Origin of the sequence: Paenibacillus sp. FSL R7-0312, assembly GCF_038004445.1 — a bacterium.
Lineage (GTDB): Bacteria > Bacillota > Bacilli > Paenibacillales > Paenibacillaceae > Paenibacillus_AQ.
On sequence record NZ_JBBORE010000001.1, the window covers coordinates 2,388,929 to 2,407,262 of the forward strand.

At 51.8% G+C, this 18,334-nt stretch carries 16 protein-coding genes and 2 pseudogenes; 7 read left to right on the plus strand and 11 right to left on the minus strand.

Annotation, left to right across the window (positions count from 1 at the left end; genetic code table 11):
• Nucleotides 1–10: 10 nt before the first annotated feature.
• From MKX70_RS10525 to MKX70_RS10535, 3 genes are all read left to right on the plus strand, one after another.
• A complete protein-coding gene (locus MKX70_RS10525) occupies nucleotides 11–772 on the plus strand; it encodes a methionine ABC transporter ATP-binding protein (protein WP_340790112.1) in 762 nt (253 codons plus the stop codon).
• The gene (locus tag MKX70_RS10530; RefSeq protein ID WP_042239616.1) at nucleotides 765–1,427 is read left to right on the plus strand and encodes a methionine ABC transporter permease; all 663 of its coding nucleotides are present in this window, start codon (nucleotides 765–767) and stop codon (nucleotides 1,425–1,427) included. The genes MKX70_RS10525 and MKX70_RS10530 overlap by 8 nt, the downstream gene beginning before the upstream one ends.
• Before the next feature lie 87 nt (nucleotides 1,428–1,514).
• Nucleotides 1,515–2,339 (plus strand): MetQ/NlpA family ABC transporter substrate-binding protein, encoded by an 825-nt coding sequence (locus MKX70_RS10535; protein ID WP_340790115.1) that lies wholly within the window; start codon nucleotides 1,515–1,517, stop codon nucleotides 2,337–2,339.
• 176 nt (nucleotides 2,340–2,515) lie between these two features.
• On the opposite strand, the pseudogene MKX70_RS10540 reads toward MKX70_RS10535, so the two are convergent.
• From MKX70_RS10540 to MKX70_RS10575, 8 genes and pseudogenes are all read right to left on the minus strand, one after another.
• A pseudogene (locus tag MKX70_RS10540) lies at nucleotides 2,516–3,715 on the minus strand (S8 family serine peptidase).
• Nucleotides 3,716–3,732: 17 nt separating this feature from the next.
• Nucleotides 3,733–4,356, minus strand: a complete 624-nt coding sequence (locus tag MKX70_RS10545) for a hypothetical protein (RefSeq protein ID WP_339840919.1) — start codon at nucleotides 4,354–4,356, stop codon at nucleotides 3,733–3,735.
• A gap of 321 nt (nucleotides 4,357–4,677) precedes the next feature.
• Complete coding sequence (locus tag MKX70_RS10550) at nucleotides 4,678–5,601, minus strand: metallophosphoesterase family protein (RefSeq protein WP_340839988.1); 924 nt, start codon at nucleotides 5,599–5,601, stop codon at nucleotides 4,678–4,680.
• Between the two features lie 40 nt (nucleotides 5,602–5,641).
• Complete coding sequence (locus MKX70_RS10555; RefSeq protein ID WP_039307319.1) at nucleotides 5,642–5,983, minus strand: DMT family transporter; 342 nt, start codon at nucleotides 5,981–5,983, stop codon at nucleotides 5,642–5,644.
• A complete protein-coding gene (locus MKX70_RS10560) occupies nucleotides 5,980–6,879 on the minus strand; it encodes an HAD family hydrolase (protein WP_340839989.1) in 900 nt (299 codons plus the stop codon). The genes MKX70_RS10555 and MKX70_RS10560 overlap by 4 nt, the downstream gene beginning before the upstream one ends.
• A 61-nt stretch (nucleotides 6,880–6,940) precedes the next feature.
• Nucleotides 6,941–8,305, minus strand: coding sequence for an ABC transporter substrate-binding protein (locus MKX70_RS10565; protein WP_340841643.1), 1,365 nt, complete (start codon nucleotides 8,303–8,305; stop codon nucleotides 6,941–6,943).
• A 34-nt stretch (nucleotides 8,306–8,339) separates the two neighbouring features.
• Complete coding sequence (locus MKX70_RS10570) at nucleotides 8,340–9,176, minus strand: carbohydrate ABC transporter permease (protein ID WP_039307391.1); 837 nt, start codon at nucleotides 9,174–9,176, stop codon at nucleotides 8,340–8,342.
• Between the two features lie 48 nt (nucleotides 9,177–9,224).
• Nucleotides 9,225–10,106: a carbohydrate ABC transporter permease gene (locus MKX70_RS10575; protein ID WP_340839990.1), complete on the minus strand. Its 882-nt coding sequence runs from the start codon at nucleotides 10,104–10,106 to the stop codon at nucleotides 9,225–9,227.
• Between the two features lie 223 nt (nucleotides 10,107–10,329).
• On the opposite strand from MKX70_RS10575, the gene MKX70_RS10580 reads away from it, so the two are divergent.
• From MKX70_RS10580 to MKX70_RS10595, 4 genes are all read left to right on the plus strand, one after another.
• Nucleotides 10,330–10,893, plus strand: coding sequence for a GbsR/MarR family transcriptional regulator (locus MKX70_RS10580; protein WP_042239608.1), 564 nt, complete (start codon nucleotides 10,330–10,332; stop codon nucleotides 10,891–10,893).
• 769 nt (nucleotides 10,894–11,662) lie between these two features.
• The gene (locus tag MKX70_RS10585) at nucleotides 11,663–12,115 is read left to right on the plus strand and encodes an Lrp/AsnC family transcriptional regulator (protein ID WP_042239606.1); all 453 of its coding nucleotides are present in this window, start codon (nucleotides 11,663–11,665) and stop codon (nucleotides 12,113–12,115) included.
• 4 nt (nucleotides 12,116–12,119) lie between these two features.
• Nucleotides 12,120–13,091, plus strand: a complete 972-nt coding sequence (gene yedA / locus MKX70_RS10590; RefSeq protein WP_340782456.1) for a drug/metabolite exporter YedA — start codon at nucleotides 12,120–12,122, stop codon at nucleotides 13,089–13,091.
• A 27-nt stretch (nucleotides 13,092–13,118) separates the two neighbouring features.
• Complete coding sequence (locus MKX70_RS10595) at nucleotides 13,119–13,988, plus strand: helix-turn-helix domain-containing protein (protein WP_052416734.1); 870 nt, start codon at nucleotides 13,119–13,121, stop codon at nucleotides 13,986–13,988.
• Between the two features lie 195 nt (nucleotides 13,989–14,183).
• Here the strand turns inward: MKX70_RS10595 and MKX70_RS10600 are convergent.
• The 3 genes and pseudogenes from MKX70_RS10600 to MKX70_RS10615 form a co-directional block, all read right to left on the minus strand.
• Nucleotides 14,184–14,744 (minus strand): annotated as a pseudogene (locus MKX70_RS10600) (transposase); the annotation flags it as partial.
• Nucleotides 14,745–15,130: 386 nt separating this feature from the next.
• Complete coding sequence (locus tag MKX70_RS10610) at nucleotides 15,131–17,635, minus strand: ABC transporter permease (protein WP_340782459.1); 2,505 nt, start codon at nucleotides 17,633–17,635, stop codon at nucleotides 15,131–15,133.
• Nucleotides 17,632–18,330, minus strand: coding sequence for an ABC transporter ATP-binding protein (locus MKX70_RS10615; protein ID WP_042239600.1), 699 nt, complete (start codon nucleotides 18,328–18,330; stop codon nucleotides 17,632–17,634). The genes MKX70_RS10610 and MKX70_RS10615 overlap by 4 nt, the downstream gene beginning before the upstream one ends.
• Between the last annotated feature and the right edge of the window lie 4 nt (nucleotides 18,331–18,334).

Sequence of the window (18,334 nt, forward strand, 5' to 3'; positions counted from 1 at the left end):
AGGGCTTCATATTTTATCACTGAGTCAGGTTAGCAAAAGCTTCGCTCTGAAGGCCGGCCCTTATACTGCTGTGGACAATGTATCGCTTGAAGTGAAGACGGGTGCTATACACGGCATTATCGGGGCAAGCGGTGCCGGAAAATCTACACTTCTGCGGCTGATTAATCTGCTGGAGCGGCCCGATAGGGGAACGGTTACTGTAGACGGCAAGCTGCTTACAGAGCTGCCGGACAAGGAGCTGCGGCGGCAGCGGCAAAGAATCGGCATGATCTTTCAGCAGTTCAATCTTGTCGGCAATGCCACCGTCAGCCGCAATGTGGCGATTCCGCTGGAGCTTGCCGGAGTGCCGCGTGCCGGACGGATGAAGCGGGCGCTGGAATGTCTGCAGTTTGTCGGGCTTGCAGACAAAGCTAATCAGTATCCGGCACAGCTCAGCGGCGGCCAGCTCCAGCGGGTAGCGATTGCCCGGGCGCTGGCGAACAATCCGAAGCTGCTGCTGTGCGATGAGCCGACCTCCGCGCTTGATCCGGGCACCACGGCGGATATCCTGGGTGTACTCCGCCACATCAATGATTCGCTCGGTGTTACTGTCGTTATAGTTACCCATGAGCTGGATGTCGTCCGGAGCATCTGCTCAGAGGTATCTGTAATGGAGAGCGGGCGGATGGTTGATTTCTTTTCCCGGGAGGAGGTCGGCTTTCTTCCGCCGGGGAGCCATTTGGGCTCCTACCGGGAGAGAATTACGGGAAGAACGGGGGAACCCTATGTTTGAGAGCATGCTGAAGTATCAGGATCAGATGTGGCAGTCGATCGGAGAGACCTTTGTGATGGTCGGAATCTCCGTGGGGTCTGCGCTGCTGCTGGGGCTTCCGCTGGGGACACTGCTGTATTTTTGCCGCAAAGGCCAATTGTATGAGAATAGAAGCTTGTCGCTCATACTGAACAGCATCGTAAATGTGGTGCGTTCGTTTCCGTTCCTGCTGCTGGTAGTGGCTCTGATTCCGTTCACCCGCCTGGTAGTGGGAACGGCGATTGGCACGCTGGCGGCAACGGTGCCGCTGTCTATCGTCGCTATTGCCTATTATTCACGGCTGGTGGAGCAGTCTCTGCTGGAGGTTCCCAGAGGAACGATAGAAGCGGCGTTATCCATGGGGGCATCCAGACTGGGAGTGATCTTTAAGTTTCTGTATGTGGAGGCCCGTTCCGGACTGGTGCTGGGATTGACTGCCTCTACGATCAGCTTCATTTCTTTTTCAACAGTAATGGGTGTGGTCGGCGGCGGCGGGGTTGGCGATTTCGCGATCCGCTACGGGTATCAGCGGTTCGAGACAGAAGTGATGATCTACGCCATACTCGTCATGATTGTGCTGGTGCAATTGATTCAGTTCACAGGAAGTACACTGGCAAGACTGCTGGATAAACGCTGAGTAACTATATAACAATGGGGGCTGGAGATAATAATGAAGAAGTCGATAATTGCAGGAAACGGAACGGTTAAGAGAGCCGCAACAAGAATGAAAGCTGCCTTCGGATTAACACTGCTCGTATTGGTACTTGCCCTTGCGGGCTGCGGAAACAACAAGGAAGCAGAAGAGACACCGGCTGCCACCAGCACTGAATCTGTGAAGATCAAGGTAGCCTCGCTGATTCCGCCAATGACGGATATCCTTGATATCGTGAAGCCGATCCTGAAGGAAGAAGGCGTGGACATGGAGGTTGTGGTGCTGTCCGATAATGTGCAGCCGAACGAAGCGCTGGCGAACAAAGAGGTGGACGCGAACTTCTTCCAGCATGTGCCATACATGGAGCAGTTCAATGCCAGCAAAGATGCGAAGCTCGTTGCGGTTCAGCCAGTATATGATGCCATCTATGGCGGTTACTCCAAACGCTATAAGAGCATTGATGAACTGCCTGATGGAGCAACCCTCGTAATGGCGAATGATCCTTCGAATATCGGACGCTCCCTGCAAATGTTCGCGGATGCCGGACTGATTACGCTGAAGGAAGGCGTAGGCATTCAGGCGACCCAGGCGGACATTACCGCCAATACCAAGAACTATAAGTTCGAGGAGGTCGATCTGCTGATGCTGGCCCGGATGCTGGATGATGCGGACCTGGTGGCGATGACTCCGGCGTATGCCAGCCCGCTCGGCCTGACCCCCAAGAAGGATGCGCTGATCACCGAAGGTGAGGATTCCGCATTTACGATCACGCTTGTTGCCCGTGAGGACAACAAGGATTCCGAGGCGATTCAGAAGCTGGCTAAGGCGATCAGCGGCCCGGAAGTGAAGAAGTTCCTTGAGGATAATTACGCGGATATCGCGCTGCCTGCTTTTTGAATAGAATGCATTAGAGAAAGCAATAGATAACCGATACACAAAGCAGCCTTCCCCACTAATGATTCGATGGGAAGAGGCTGCTTTGTTTTTTTTTGAAAATTATTTTTTCATACCATTGTGGAATATGAGTATTTTTACGTTTAATAAAATCAAGGAGTAATGTTATTACCAGTTATTTACATTGTGTGGTCAGCACTATGATCTTTCCCGAACACTCCCAAATAATAAGTACCCTGCTTAGGAGACTTTATGTTGATATTTTCTTGAGGGAGGTCTGTGTTGTCTCCGATGTAATAGGTTGCAGGAGCACCTTGGTATGGATCAGCCCCCGGTTCCCATATTGCTAAATCCAGATTTTCTTTATTCTCGTTTATGATCAACAATGTAGCATTAAGATCTGCATTTGTTGCATTCTGTTTAATTGCATATACATCGATATAATCTTTAGCCACATGTCCATTGGGTACAGAAATCAAAGAACGATAAGTATTGAAACTACCTTGTCCTTGGGCAGCATTTTTAATGGACTCATAGGCATTTAATATACCATTACCGTACAACTTATCATATCCCTGAGTACCCATGTCAAATGCAGAAAAACTAATAGAGCTTGATATTCCTCTTGAATAAGCTGCATCATACATCAGTGCGTAGGTTCCCGCTACAAAAGGGGTAGCCATAGAGGTCCCGCTCATAGTGATATATTCACTTCCAGAGTTTGCCTTAGCGGCCCTAATACTCTCTCCTGGTGCAGAAAGATAAGGACCAGTACTACCTGTACCTCTGGATGAAAAGACGCTTAAACCCCAACCGTCTTCATAAGGGTCTTTTATACTGGCTATGGATGTAAATGTATATTTGGCGTATGTGCTAAGTGTATCGTAATATCTACCTAAAAATACCGTACCATTATAGCCATGACCTGAATTTCCAGCCGCAACGAATACAGGAACGCCTGCATTCTCAATTTTTTTGATCCAGGTAATTACATCGGATACGTCTTGATATGATTTTAGAGTCCCTATACTAAAATTAACAGCTTTTACATTATAGGAATTTATGTTGTTGTAGAGCCATTACAATCCTTCAATAATATCGGCGTTAGAACCGTGGCCACTACTGTCGAGAACTTTAACGCCTACTAAAGCAGCACCTGGGGCTACACCAGTCTGAATATTAGGATCTCCTTCACCTGTACCTGCTACAATACTTGCTACGTGTGTACCATGCCCATGATCATCATAAGGTTGGGATTTGTCATTAACGGAGTCGTACCATCCTATTACTTTGCCTCCATCTAAATCTACATGATTGGCATCAATACCAGTGTCGACAACAGCAATTACAACATCACTTTTAGTATAAGTGGTCTCCATGCCGTCTAAGGCCCCGGTTACTTTGAAATCACTGCGGGCTTTTGTAACTCCCGAATCTCACTGGCTGCATTTAAATAAGGAGTAATGATCTGTTCCCCTGCGGATTCTGCAATAAATGAGCCTTTATCACTTTTGGATTGAATAATGACAAACTTTAATTCCTTCATTCCCTTCAAAATATCCAGTTGTTCTTTAGTAACATCCATATGATAAGTTCGGTTACTAACTTTTTGATATGTTAATTCGCTTTTAAAAAGAATGTTAAGTTGATTTTCAAATTCTTCTTCGTTTAATTGAATCGTTGACTGTTTATCTTCTGCAATAGCTTCGATGGAGATAGTTGTTTTGTTCTCATTCCGGGCTTTTGTGAATTCTTCATCAGAATTGAAAAATATTTTATTAGTTCTTTCAACAACATCGTTAGGGTTTTCGTAGGGAAGCGTGTTAGATTTATTCAACACGGGAATATCTAAAGAGTTAGTTTTCTTTTGAAAGCCCTGAGAGGTGTCTATCGTTTTGGTGTTTATAAATGAAGGGTCAATTTTAAAAGGTTGTGAAGACTGTCCATAAACTAGAGAGGCATTAGATAACAGCATCACAGATAAAACTACTGCTCTTGCTGCCTGTTTAATACTCATCATTATTTCTCCTTTGAAATATTGAATTGTTGGGGGAACCAATGTACAAGAAAGATACAATGTTTAACTTGGGTTATCACCTTCTTTTTCCATTTGTACAATAAATCATAGCTCTTCTTCGTTCCATTTCAATCCAAATATATGGAAAAAAGTGTATATTTACTGAGTTTTGATTGCAAAAATAACAGATTAGAAAATTTTTTGAGAGAATCTATCTCGAGGACATGTACCGAAAATAAATGCGGATACGCAAACAGCCTAATCCACTAACGGGAGAAGGCTGCTTTTTTATAGCTTATTGTCAATGTACCTGTATACTCCGAGTTAACGGTGTACATTAACAGTGTTAACAACTTCATACTGCGCCGCTTCCACCCAGGTTCCCGTAGTGAAGTCGCGTCCCCGTACAAGCACCTTGTCAGCGTAGACCTCCACATAGAAGCCCTGGCTGCCCGTCTTGTGCTCATCCGCATTCGTCCAGAGGTAGGCGACAGAAGCGGCGTTGAACATGGTAGCTATCTCCCCGTTGCCGGGGTACATTGTATTGCCGGCCTCCAGCTCCCAGTGGGTATGTCCGGTGAAGAGCAGCGTCTGTGGATACTTCGCCAGAATGGAGCGCAGCTCTTTGTCTTGAGTAACGCCATACCACTCCTGTGACTCCAGTGAACCGGCCACCGTATCCTTCAGCGGCTGGTGCAGGAAGAGAAAGACCGGCTGATCCGGCGGCGCGGCTGCACCGAGCTCCAGCTCCATCTGCCCGTCAGGCTGCTGATTGTCCGGTGCCCGTTCTCCGAGTTTACGGTCCAGCCACTTAAGCTGTTCGTCCGACAGATTACAGAACGTGGGCAGACCCTCCTCCGTTCCAAGGAAGATGAAATGATACCCGCCGGTCCAATGGTCATGATAGGGACCAGGCATACCCATACGGGAGGTGTACATCGCCAGGCGGGATTCCCAGTGGCCGAGGCCCACATCATGATTGCCCAAGGTGTAGCGGATCTCCGGCAGCGATGCCTGATGCAGCTGAAGAATACGGTGGACCTCTGCATATTCCTCCACGAAGCCATGATCCGTGATATCCCCGATATGCATAATTCCGCTGCTGCCCTGCGCATGGACGGCCAAATCCTGCAGTGCCCGTTCGAAATTCAGATTGTATTCATGTGCCGGATCGGCCGTGACGTGGGTGTCGGTAATAATCTGGAAGGTTAACAGCGGCGGTTGTCCGCCATGTCCGCTTGTGTTCATTCGCAGGGTGAGCCTCCTTTGATGATGTGTGAATATCTTCCTAATGCCCTTTGGCACTGATGTTTAGGCCCACAATGCCGGCTACGATTACGGTCACCCACAAGAGTGAGGAGAAGGTCAGCCGTTCTTCAAAAAAAAGCGCGCCCGCCACGGAGATCAGGATGATGCCTGCCCCCGACCATACCGCATAAGCCACTCCAACTTTGATGGAGGTAAGGGCAACATTGAGCGAGGTGAAGCTGATCCCGTAGAACAGGAACATCAGCACGGAGGGCCAGGGCCGGGTGAAGCCGTGGGATAGTTTCATGGAGAGGGTTCCGGAGAGCTCGAACACAATTGCCATTGCGAGAAACACCCAGGCTAAGGCCCCCTCGGCCCTCATCGTGCGATCCTTCCTATACCAAGCTCCGCATAAGATTGCACCAAACAATCTGCATCAGGCAAAAGACTGCGTACAGGCCGTGTATCTGCCGCACGGCTACTGCCAGCAGCCCGTTCTATTGCCGCTGCATTCGCGCCAGCCGGGCTGGTGGCTGCACCTACTCTGGCTGTAGCTGCAGCAGCTGCCGTCCCGGCTGCCGCATTGCCGGCAATCCCGATGGCCACAGCTGCCCCGGCAGCCTTGGCCATCCGCATATCGCCGTTCGTGTCGCCGATCACGGCAGCTTCGGCCGGCTGTATCCCCAGCCGTTCGCAGGCCAGCAGCGCCATGTCGGGGAAGGGCTTGCCGCGCTCCACCTGGTCTGTGCCGATCACGGCGCTGAAATACCCGCGGATGCCGAGCCAGCGGAGATGATTCTCCGCCGCTGCGGTTTCATCGGCAGTGACTACGGCCAGCGGAATTCCTTCGGCTGCGCACTCGTCAAGGAAATGCAGCAGGCCGGGGAGCGGGAGCACTGGCTTGCTCTGCTCCATTAATGCATCCGCCTCCTGGCGGCAGCGGTCAGTCAGTTCCATCGACTCTGCCCAGGATAAGCCAAGCAGATAACCCTGCCAGGACAGAATGGCATAGAGATCGCTCATGGTGCCCATGGCCAAGGGGCCGTTACGGTCATAATCAATAATTCTGCCGTTAACATCGTGAACGGTCCCGAGCAGCGAGGCCAGGTGCTGCGCCGGAAATTCAAGGCCGCGCTGCTGGAGCTGCCGGGAGAACCGGGCGAGGAAACACTCGCCCCAGCTGCCCCAGAGGGAGACGAACTCCAGGAGGGTGCCATCCTTGTCGAACAGGATGGCGGATATGGAATGCTCCCCGTGCGGGGTGATGAGCGTAGGCATGCTGCTGTCCTCCTGTATCTGATAGTTCATTGCCTGAAGTGTTTAGAGCCTGAATTGCCGGTTATTTCAGTTTATCCAGCGCCGCCTGGGCGGTTTGCTGCGCTTCTTTAAGAGCTTCAGCCGCCGAAATATTCTCAATCTGCACCTTGTCCGCAGCGATCGTCAGGGCATCGTTGATTTTGCCGCCGGTAGGGTCCTGGAAAGGAGCGGAGGCGTGGGATGCCTGCTGTAACGGGATTTTGATCTGCGGATTAGTCTCACTGAAGGTGACGAATGCCGGATCTTCGAGTGCGGACTGGCGTACGGAAATATATCCGGTATTAATTGACCAGAAGGCGGTATTCTCGGAGTTTGTGAAGTAGGCCAGCCACTTCATAGCGGCCTGCTGCTCGGCATCTCCGGCCTTGGCAGGAATACCAGCCATGATCGCCTGGGCTACAGGTTTGCCTTCGCCGACTCCGGCCCAGCCCGGCTGCTCCATCGCGGAGACGATGCTGAAGTCGAGATCGCCCTGGTCGCCGCTGGAGCCGGTGTATCCGGCCGCCTGGCCTTTCATTACATCGTCAATCGTCTTGTACCAGTACTCCCAGCCTTGTCCACCGGAGTGAATACGCATAGTCTTGTCTTCATGAATCGACTGGCGGAAGAAGTCCCAGGTCTCGATCCATTCAGGAGAGTCGATCGTCACTGTCTTGCCATCCTCACTTAGAATATTGCCGCCCTTACTGAGGACAGCGTCAATCATATTGCCGGAGCCCCACATTGGCTCCCAGCCGTAGAAGCTGGTTTTGCCGCCTTCTGTGACGGTCATTTTCTTGGCAGCTGCAGCGAGGTCTTCCCAGGTCTTAATCTGGCTGGCATCAATGCCGGCTTTCTCAAAAGCATCCTTACGGTAGTACATCACCTGTGTCGTTCCATACATCGGGAGGAAGTACTGCTTGCCGTCAACCTGGCCCTGGCTCAGGAAGGTCTGGACGAAATCCGCCTGATTGAAATCCGGCTGCCCGGCAATCAGCTCATCCATCGCTGCGAAGTAGCCTTTGCGGGCCCAGTCTATATTGGAGGAGAGCACGGCTGCCGGAACCTGCCCGGTAGCGATCGCTGCCTGAAGCTTCTGTTCGGTTTCTGTATAATCTGCCTGCACAATGCCCTTGACGATGACCTCCTGCTGGGAGGCATTGAATTTCTGAATGAGCGATTCCATATTTTCACCTAGCTTGCCGCCGAGTCCATACCAGAATTCAATGGTTACCGGTTCGTTTGAGACCGGAGCAGCGCTTGAGGCTGGAGCAGCATTGGCAGCAGGTACTGTAGCTGCACCGTTAGCCGCCGTAGCATTTCCCGAAGCAGAATTACCGCCACAGGCAGTGAGTACGGAAAGTCCAGCGATCATGGATACTGCAGACAACCTTTTGAATACGTTCATCATCATTCTCCTCTTTGTTTGGAAGTGTTAGATTTCAACCTTTACTGGAGCCTGCGGTCATGTTGACACTTTGCATAATCGTTTTCTGCGCCAGCAGGAAGACAAGCAGCAGCGGGGCAATCGTGAAGGCGCTGGCGGCCATGATGAGCGGCCATTTCAGTCCGTACGCACCTCCTTCCACGAAGAAGCTGCGCAGACCGGCTGATACCAGCTGCAGGCTCGGGTCCTTCGTAATCAGCATCGGCCAGAAATAATTGTTGTACTGATCAATGAAGGTAATCAGCGCCAGTACGGCGAAGGATGACCGCGTAACCGGCACCAGCACCGTCCAGAGAATCCGCATATGCGAAGCGCCGTCCACTTCACCCGCCTCCACCAGCTCATGCGACACCTGCAGGAAGGCTTGTCTGATCAGGAAGATGGAGAAGATACTTACACAATTAGAGAGTATCAGGCCGGCATAGGAGTTCAGCAGATGCAGCTCGGACAATACCAGATATCCGGGCAGATAGACGGCTGTAGCCGGAACCATGTAACCGAACAGAATCACTCCGGCAAAAACACCCTTCAGGCGGAACTTCATATGCGTCAGCGCATACGCCATCATCCCGGAATTGATCGTCTGCAGGATGACGATGGAGACAGCCACGAAGATGCTGTTGCCCATATATCTGGCGAAGGGGGCCTCATTCCAGGCTGCAGCGAAATTCCCCCAGAGTGGTACCTCTGGCCAGAGCGTGGGCGGGGAACGCCAGATTTCATCATTGGTTTTGAGTGCGCTGGTAACCATCCAGTAGAACGGAAAGGCCATCAGCAGAGCAAGCGCGGCGAAAAAAATCTGGCGGGCCGGTCCGCTGAGCCGTGTGAGCATACGCAAGCGGTGAGACCTCCTTGTACGAAAGATAAGAAAAGATAACTACTATTGATAATGGGTGGTCCGCTTGCTGATGCTGAAGGAGAACACCGACAGTAGCATGCAGAGGAAGACCAGAACGACAGCTACAGTGGAAGCCTCTCCGATCTGGAACGATTCGAAGGCGGACTGATAATACAGATACAGTAAGGTGCGGGTAGAGCCGGACGGGCCTCCCTGCGTCAGCACATTAATCTGATCGTAGGCCTGAAGCGCCGAGATGAGCTGTACCACGAACAGAAACAGTGTGGTCGGCGAGATCAGCGGCAGCGTGATGCGGAGGAACTTCTGCACCGGACTTGCGCCATCAAGCTCCCCGGCTTCCAGCAGATCCGAAGGCACATTACGCAGCGCCACCAGATAGAAGATCATCGCCCAGCCTACTGATTTCCAGATCGTTACGAGCAGCACGCCAATCAGCGCCCACTTGGGGTCCTGCAGCCACCCGATCGGCTCAATGCCGAAGAAGCCGAGCACTGTATTGGCGAGGCCGACATCAGGCTCATATATCCAGGACCAGACGATAGAGACGGCTACTGTAGGTGTGACCCATGGCGAGAACAGCAGCACCTGATAGAGTGCGGAGCCTTTCAGCTTGCGGTTCATCAGCAGGGCAAGCCCCAGTCCGAGCAGAATGATCGGCAGCACACTGCCGGCGCAGAAGAGCACGGTTACCTTGAGCGCTTTGTAGAAGGCAGGGTTACTGAGCAGATCAGTATAGTTCTGCAGGCCGACAAAGGTTTTCTCCGGGCTCATGAAATCCCATTCCGTGAAGCTGAGATACAGTACATACAGCAGCGGTGCCAGCCAGAACAGGGCGAACGGGACCATTGCCGGCAGCGTGAATAGCACGGGCTTAAGGCCGCTAATAAGCTTTGAACGTGTCATTTTCGTTCCAATACCCCATTCCATCTACATTGTTTGGTGCGGTATAATGCAGAGGACAGCTCCTCTGTTCAAAAAAAATTGTACACTCATGAGCGAGGCTTGTGGTCAAGCGGGAGTAAACATACTTCGGAATTTGTGTAAAATTTGTAGTAAGTCTGCCGCAAAGCTTCAGTTTTGTGTAATGTAGAGAGAAGATTCTATGCGAAAATGAGGTGCTACCCTGATGAAGCAGGCCGCATTTGGCGAGGACAACCCGCATCGTTCGCCACGGGAACAGCTGCTCGGCCCGATGATTGATGCGATAGCGCAGACGATGGATTTGTATGGAGCGAATTATTCCTTCGGGCAGCTGTACGGAATTATGTTCTTTGAGGACAAGCCGATGACGCTGGAGGAAATGAAGCAGGTCATGAATATGAGCAAAAGCAATATGAGCTACGGTGTCCGCTCCCTGATCGCTTCGCGGATGGTTACGAAGCTGGAGGAGAAGCGTGAGCGAAAGGAGCTGTATGCGGCGGAGACGGATTTCTTCCAGGCCTTCCGGAACTTCTTCACGCTGAAGCTTCAGCGGGAGATTGATGTGATGCAGGAGGCGATGGGGACGGTGGTGCCTGAACTGCAGGCGCTAATCGATGCGGAGGACACTCCGGAGGAGGAACGGCTGGCCTGCCTCAAGGATCTGGACAAGCTGAAGCATGCGGCTGAATATTATGTCTGGCTGCAGCAGTTTGTGTCGGGGCTTGCGGAAGGAACGGTATTCGGCGGCGGCTTGCCGGGCAGGGAGTAGCTGCTGTGCTCGGTTAAAAAGTTGCCGCTGGCGCCCGGACAGAAGTAGTTCGGGGGATGCGTAAGCCGCCGACGCTGGACAGAAGTAGCTGCTGATCACTGTCACTGCTGATCGCTGTCGCTGCGGACGGAGCAATGAAGGTCTGCGTCTCCAGTTCATCTGTGACATGGGTACACAACTGTGGGGAGACCGATATCCTGCGGGAACCGGACTGACAATCCCCTATTTGGCGAAAATACCCTGTTATTTAGCCTACGCGGACTCAGATTCCGCTAAATGTCTCAAAGACCCTTGTTTTGGCGTGCCCGGAAGTAAATAGAGGATTCTGAGTCCGTTTGCCCGGACAAAGCAGTCCTTTTCGTAAAATAGGGTCCTGTCAGTCCGGTTAAGTATAGTTTGGTTTTGACTGAAGGGTTTCAACCCAACCCAACCAAGTCCAGTCTGTTTACTCATGCAGCCAACTGGTTATTGTACGCTCTCTCCGCCTTCGCCCCAATCTGGAGCTCCGCAGCAAATATCCTCGAGCATCATCCCGCTCAAGCAGCGGCCTAAGCAGGCTTCTCCGGCTGAGGGTCCATGGCTTGAGCTTTTGGCGTGTTCCAACGTACCTACGATTCGTTATTCTCCTGATAGATTTGAGACGTTATTATAACGATTAACGATATTATTGCCTGTTTTTCTTACGAAACGTTTGAATCTACTGATGAACACTAACGATTAGTCATTATTCATATAAATCATGCTATAATTTTGCCCAGGAGGCGGTCTTGTGGATGAACTCGATGTCAGAATTCTAAAGCTGCTGGAAGAGAACGGGAGACTGTCTCATGAAGAGATCGGCAAGCTGCTGCATATCTCCCGGCCGTCTGTGCATCAAAGGGTCGGCAAGCTGGAGAAAAGCGGAGTGATCAAGGGATATAGGGGAATTGTGGACTGGAGCAAGCTGGACCAGAAGATTAAGGTCATGATCTCCGTGAAGGTGGTCAGCCAGGGCTTTAAGGAGGCGGCAGAACAGATTATCCGCATCCAAATCCCCGGTGTGAGCATCATCGAATGCCAGCGGCTGGCGGGAGAGTGGTGCATGCTGCTCAAGGTAAGGGTGACCTCGCCGGAGGAGCTTACGCTCCTGCTTGACGAGATTCTCCGTATTCCTGACGTTAAGGAAACCTCGACCACTTTTATTTTATCTACTATATATGAGGACGGATTGAAGGGGGTGTAGCGGTATGCCGCAGAAGAAGAAAGTGAATCCGGTGTACGTGGTTGGTATTGCACTATTGTGCGTTTATTTGTTTTGGGGAGGCACCTATGTCGGCATGAAGATTGCGATTGAGACGATGCCGCCTTTTCTGATGGCTGGAGTGAGATTTTTTGCAGCCGGTGCAGTGCTCTATAGTATTGCCAGATTAAGCGGAGCGAAGCGTCCGGCCGGGCGCGAGTGGCGGTCTTCGGCGATTGTCGGCGCCTTGCTGCTGCTTGGAGGCAACGGTGTGGTGGCCTGGTCCGAGCAAAGAGTATCTTCATCCATCGCTTCACTGATCGTTGCAGCGGTTCCCGTCTGGATGATGCTGATGGGCTGGTTTGGCCGCGGCGGCAAACGTCCGAATACCGGTGTCATCGCCGGGATTGTACTGGGGCTGCTGGGTATTGCCGTGCTGGTCTTCCAGCCGGGGAAGGGAGATACGGGGACCGCCACCGATCTGATCGGTATTATTACCTTATTAATAGCCTCCATAAGCTGGGCAGTCGGGTCGATGTATTCACGCAGTGCTGCAATGCCGGATTCCCCGCTGATGTCAACGGCAGCACAGATGCTGACGGGAGGGGCGCTGTTGATGATTTTCTCCTATTTCACCGGGGACTGGTCCCGGCTTGATGTCTCCGGCATTTCTATGCGCTCGTATCTGGCACTCGGTTATCTGGTCGTCTTCGGCTCCATCATCGGCTACACGGCCTACATCTGGCTGCTTAAGAATGCCGACGCGTCTCTCGTCTCAACCTATGCCTTCGTCAATCCGGTGGTGGCGGTACTGCTTGGCTGGCTGCTGGTCGGTGAACAGCTTACCTTGAATACACTGATTGCAGCCGTGATCATTATTGCAGCGGTCGTTCTGGTAACTATTTACCGTGGCAGGCCCCAGCGGGCGGCAACTCAAGCAGCGCTTGATATACAAAAACAGCAGCGGTCGGTACACTGAGGTCATCTTAGCCGAAGGGGTGGAAGCATGTTTGACATGTTGAAGGTGGGCAGGAATATCGTTAGATTGAGAGGAGCTGCCGGGCTTACGCAAATGGGGCTCGCAGATAAGCTGGGGATCAGCTATCAGGCAGTCAGCAACTGGGAGAGAGGCGCAAGTATGCCGGATATCTCCAAGCTTCCGGAGCTAGCAGAAATCTTTGGCGTAGGGATCGGAGAGATCCTCGGTGAAGGACAGGGGCACAGCTCCCGGATTATCGAAAGTGTGCTGGATCAGACCACGGGGGATTATTTCCAGCGGGGGGAAGGCACGGCACAAGACCTTTCGGACCTTGCCCCGCTGCTGCAAAATGAACAGATCGGCGAAGCGTTTGAGCATGTGAAGGTGGGTGCGGCAGTAGACGATCTGTTGGCACTGGCGCCATTCTTAAGCGAAGAGACGCTGGATAAATGCGCCGTGGAGGTGTTTGAGCGGGAGGGGATTCAGCCGCTGCTGAAGCTGGCCCCGTTTATGAGCGAGGAAACGCTGGACGAGCTTGCCAAGCAAGCTTATGCCGCAGGAGGAAAACATGCACTTGTGGCGCTTGCCCCGTTTGTAAGTGAGGAGGGGCTGGAGGAATGCGCCAAGCTCGCTTTTACCAAAGAAGGTCCGGGAGCGCTACCCCCGCTGGCTCCGTTCCTCGAAGAAGAGCTACTGGATGAACTGGCAGAGGCAGTCTTTGAGCAGGAAGGCTCGGGAGCGCTGCTCCCCTTGGCTCCGTTCCTCAGTGAAGAGGCGCTGAACGGACTGGCTGAGCGTATCTTCCAAAAAGAAGGTGCGGCAGCACTCCTGCCGCTGGCTCCCTTCCTCGATGAGGATATTCTGGGCGATTGGGTGTCGAGGGCCTTCGCCAAATAACTGCTGAAACGGGGCTATCCCAAAAGAAGATATTGTTCACGTATGAGACGGTTTTTTGACACTTCAAAGCTGCAAAAGAAAAAAAACGAGTCAGTCTCCGGGTTATTGGAGACTGACTCGTTTTCGTTTTTGATCCGTAGTGGCCTGCTTTAGCAGGTTATGGGCAAGCAAAAGCCACCCGATTTCGAGCGTCACTTTTGACAACCCTCGAAGCAGGAAACGCCGGAATCCCCGGTTATTCTTCAGTGGTTTATCTTTCGATTTCTCCTGGAGCTGAGCTTCCAGCTTTTGAATGGCAATTTCTAACTTCTCGCCGGTCCATTCGGTTCCTTCGCCGAGTTCAGCTAGGTCACTGCCTTGTTGAATTTGCTCTTCCCGCTGTTCGTCAGCCTCAATGGTAGCAAAAAGGGTATGCACCTTCTCTTGCAATTTGGCTTTGTGCTTAACAACGGCTTTCCCCAAAACAAAGGTGTACCGATTGGCATTCGCTTCAATCTTCGTCCCGTCTACAAAATAATGATCTAGGGAGACGTGCTTTTCCTCGGCCAAGAACTGCAACACGGCAGTAAACACGGTTTCGAGAATCTCTTTCATGTGTGGGAACAGAACCGGTTGAGGGTTCGGAAATCTGGATGCTGCCGACCCGCCAGCCACATGAAGGGGATGTTCTCCCGCACAGTACGCTGCGGCAAAGATAGCGTCGTCTAGGCGGTTGACGGCGGTATTGACGACACGAACAAGGTGATGGCTCGGGATATCTTCTTCTTAATCCATTGGTAGGCAAAGTTGGTCCATGGTATATTGAATGTACAAAGAAATCGCTCCTTTGAAATGGTTGCTGGTACTTCCATTTTACCAAAGGGCGATTTCTTTTTGTGATTTCAATGAAGATTTCGAGTATGGTTTTTCCGCTGAAACCAGCGGAGAGGACGGACTGATTGCGGAAAAGCGGTAGCGGTCGCCTTTGTGTCCGGATTTTCACCGCTTAGGGGAATTCAAAAAATCTGGACACAACAGCGATTGGAGCAACGGTCCGTTCGCGGAGCGTCCTCACAAGCACAACCGTTTAACTGACTCCAAAGACAAGGGGCGTCCCAAGCAGCCATTTCATGGCTTATGGGACAGCCCCGTTTAGCATGCCTTTATTCCATTTCACGCAGCCGTTCGACGATCGGGCTGCGTGCGAGCGGTCTGTAGGCACTTATTGTGATGAGATAAGACAAGACAGCCAGTACCGGGATGACCAGAATGAACGGCAGCCACATCATGCGGAATTCCATATAGGCCATGCCCGCGGCAATATTCCTGGCGATCCCGTAAGTCAGCAGCACGCCTATAGTAGAGGTAAGCAGAGCGGTGAGCAGTACAGTATACAAGCCTTCGTAAACAAGCATCCGTTTGAGCTGTTTCTTAGTCATCCCGATGCTCTCGAGCACGGCAAATTCATGCCTGCGGGCGATCACCCCGGTAAGGACAGAATTAATGTAATTCAGCAGACCTATAAGGGCGATTACGAGACTCAGGCCATAGCCGATAATCTCAAAGATACGGATATTATCGCTTAACTCCTGCCTGTAATCCTCTCTGGATTTCAGCTGCAGAGCATCCAGCGGGCGGATAGCCTCCCTGAGCAATTGTCCCGTTTCATCAAGCTTGGCGGGATCTGCATGCAGGGTAAGCGAGAGGATGTCTGCTGGAGTCCCGCTCTCCAAAGTGGCTTGGCGGAGCTTGGCTGCAGGCAGGAAGGCATTGTAGCCGTTGCCGAAATACGTTTGGGTGGTTGCCGCGAAGAAAGCGTCATATTTCAGCACGGCCATCACTTCGTAGCTCTGCTTCAATCCGGGGTAGCTGATCCTATCTCCGGGATGATAGTAGCTTGCATAGGCGCCTGGCTCTGTAAGAGTCTGGGTCACCAGTATGAAGTCCCCGGAATCAAATTGTTCCCGGTTGAATTCCCCTTCGAGCACATCCTGTTCTGCGAGATCGTACCAGCCTGAATCCAGTCCGAAGAGCTGAGTGTGGACCCGGGAAGGGATGCCCTGGGGATTGGATGACGACTTCAGTGAAGCGCTGATGATATCATCCGGAGGAACGGTGAGCAGGCTATAATAGACTTTATCGATACTGTTCACCCCGTCTATATGACTCAGCTGACCGCACAGTTCCTCGGACAGCTCTGTTTCATTGACGGAGCGTTCCCCCTCCGGCTGGATAATGCCCTTGTTGTGAATCATATAATCTCCATGAATATAGGCGCTGAGGTACTTATTGACATCCATGGAGGAGATCACGGTGAATATCGTGTTAAACAGCAGAATGCTTAAGAAGAGGGAAGATAACATCAGGCTCAGCTTCTTTTTACTCCGGAACAGATTGGAGAACGCCATCCGGTGCAGCTTGGCCCCGTGGTTTGAGGACCTTAGAGTCTTCACTCCGCCATTCTGAACGCCTGAGAATTTAACGGCTTCCACGGGAGCGATGTCCGCTGCCAGCCGTCCAGGCTTATGCGCTGCGATCCACACGGTCAGGAAGGAGAAGAGGGCTGCGCCTGCAAAAATCCATGGACTGGACGAAAGCGAACTTCCTTTAAATTCCCCCGATAGTGAAGTGGTCAGAGGTGTAACCCATCTGCCGATTAGATAGCCGAAGCCAAGGCCGAACGGCAGGGCAATGAGGTATAGCAGCCTGGCTTGAATAGCGATGATTCTCCGCAGTTGTCTCGGGGTGGTGCCAATCATTTTCAGCAGGCCATAGAACTTCACATCACGGACCACCGATATATAAAAAATATTATAAATAAGCAGGTAGCCGCTAAGCATAATGATGAAGATAACTGCGGCGTATGGAATGATATTCACTGCATTTTCCGCCAAAGATACACTGGAATAAGCCCAATTGATTCCGATAGGAGCCGTAATTCCCGTGTCTGCCAGGACCTTGTTGAGCTTGCTCTCAATATGAAAGGAATTGCTGAACATGACACTCAGATTTGAGGTGTTAACGTAGGAGCCGCTGTCCCTTGATTGTACGGGATCGATGTCTGAGAGGTTTTTATCGGTAAAAGCTTTCGAGACAAAGGCCAGTCCCGCCATCGCAAGCTCCTTGTCCGCTTCATAATAGCCTGACAGAGTGAACTTCTGGCTGATTATCCGCTCACCAATATCTATCTGCAGCGTGATTTCCTTGCCGAGCACCGGCTGAACCCCCAGCTTGTCCAGAATCCAGGTGTTCAGGGCAACCTCATTCTCTCCAGTAGGCAATCCTCCCTCTGTGAACACGATAAAGCTGTGATCCGCATAGACCTGATCAATCTGCAGCACCTCAACGGGATCATGCTTAAATTCTGTATTCCCCAACCTGCCGGAACTAAGCGAGTAGTCATATAATTTAATTGAAGGATGCTTGCGCAGCGTAGCGGCTTCTTCCGGAGTAAGGTATTTGAAGCCACCGTGGAAGTCACTTCCGGCTGTTTTCATCTGTGCATATTGCATAGATTGGTTGATACTCAGCGCCATAGTGAAAATGGAAGTAATAAGCAGTGTAGTCAGCACAATAGCGCAGATGGCCGCCAAATTTCGCAACCGGTTGGCCCGCAGGCTGGCCATCGCCAGGTTGAATACGGTCTTCCGGTTGTTCGTAGCGATCATAACCGGCTCTCCCCGGGGGCCTGCGTTAATCCTGAGGCGATCCTGCCGTCCTCAATGCGGATGATCCGGTCCGCCATCTGGGCGATGGCTTCGTTATGCGTAATCATAACAATAGTCTGGTCGAATTTGACACTGAGCTGTTTCAGCAGGATAAGCACCTCCTGGCTGGTCTTGCTGTCCAGGTTGCCGGTGGGTTCATCAGCAAGGATAATGGAAGGTTTGGTCGCAAGCGCTCTTGCGATGGCCACGCGCTGCTGCTGGCCGCCGGAGAGTGCAGCAGGCAGATAGCGAATCTTCTCCTGCAGTCCCAGACTCGTGATAATCAGGTTCAGATACTCCTGGTCGATCTGGCCTCCGTCAAGCTCAATGGGCAGGACGATATTCGCGAGCACATTCAGGATCGGCACCAGATTATAGCTCTGGAAGACGAATCCGACAGAGCGGCGCCTGAAAATGGTTAACTTCTCATCACTCATCTGAAAAATATCATGCCCGTTGACATACACCTTGCCTTCGGTGGCGCGGTCCAGACCCCCGAGCATATGCAGCAGTGTACTTTTTCCGCTGCCGCTCGTGCCGACGATTGCCACGAACTCCCCTTTCTCGACATTCATAGATACGTTATCCAGAGCCTTGACCGTCTGCGCTCCTTTTCCATAATATTTCTTGAGATTCTCTATTCGCAGAATAGGCATGTTA

Bases quoted from the DNA above. Each gene is read 5' to 3' on its own strand.
- MKX70_RS10530 (WP_042239616.1), top strand. From the start codon at position 765: ATGTTTGAGAGCATGCTGAAGTATCAGGATCAGATGTGGCAGTCGATC.
- MKX70_RS10535 (WP_340790115.1), top strand. From the start codon at position 1,515: ATGAAAGCTGCCTTCGGATTAACACTGCTCGTATTGGTACTTGCCCTT.
- MKX70_RS10545 (WP_339840919.1), bottom strand. From the start codon at position 4,356: ATGATGAGTATTAAACAGGCAGCAAGAGCAGTAGTTTTATCTGTGATG.
- MKX70_RS10550 (WP_340839988.1), bottom strand. From the start codon at position 5,601: ATGAACACAAGCGGACATGGCGGACAACCGCCGCTGTTAACCTTCCAG.
- MKX70_RS10555 (WP_039307319.1), bottom strand. From the start codon at position 5,983: ATGAGGGCCGAGGGGGCCTTAGCCTGGGTGTTTCTCGCAATGGCAATT.
- MKX70_RS10560 (WP_340839989.1), bottom strand. From the start codon at position 6,879: ATGCCTACGCTCATCACCCCGCACGGGGAGCATTCCATATCCGCCATC.
- MKX70_RS10565 (WP_340841643.1), bottom strand. From the start codon at position 8,305: ATGAACGTATTCAAAAGGTTGTCTGCAGTATCCATGATCGCTGGACTT.
- MKX70_RS10570 (WP_039307391.1), bottom strand. From the start codon at position 9,176: ATGCTCACACGGCTCAGCGGACCGGCCCGCCAGATTTTTTTCGCCGCG.
- MKX70_RS10575 (WP_340839990.1), bottom strand. From the start codon at position 10,106: ATGACACGTTCAAAGCTTATTAGCGGCCTTAAGCCCGTGCTATTCACG.
- MKX70_RS10580 (WP_042239608.1), top strand. From the start codon at position 10,330: ATGAAGCAGGCCGCATTTGGCGAGGACAACCCGCATCGTTCGCCACGG.
- yedA (WP_340782456.1), top strand. From the start codon at position 12,120: ATGCCGCAGAAGAAGAAAGTGAATCCGGTGTACGTGGTTGGTATTGCA.
- MKX70_RS10595 (WP_052416734.1), top strand. From the start codon at position 13,119: ATGTTTGACATGTTGAAGGTGGGCAGGAATATCGTTAGATTGAGAGGA.
- MKX70_RS10610 (WP_340782459.1), bottom strand. From the start codon at position 17,635: ATGATCGCTACGAACAACCGGAAGACCGTATTCAACCTGGCGATGGCC.
- MKX70_RS10615 (WP_042239600.1), bottom strand. From the start codon at position 18,330: ATGCCTATTCTGCGAATAGAGAATCTCAAGAAATATTATGGAAAAGGA.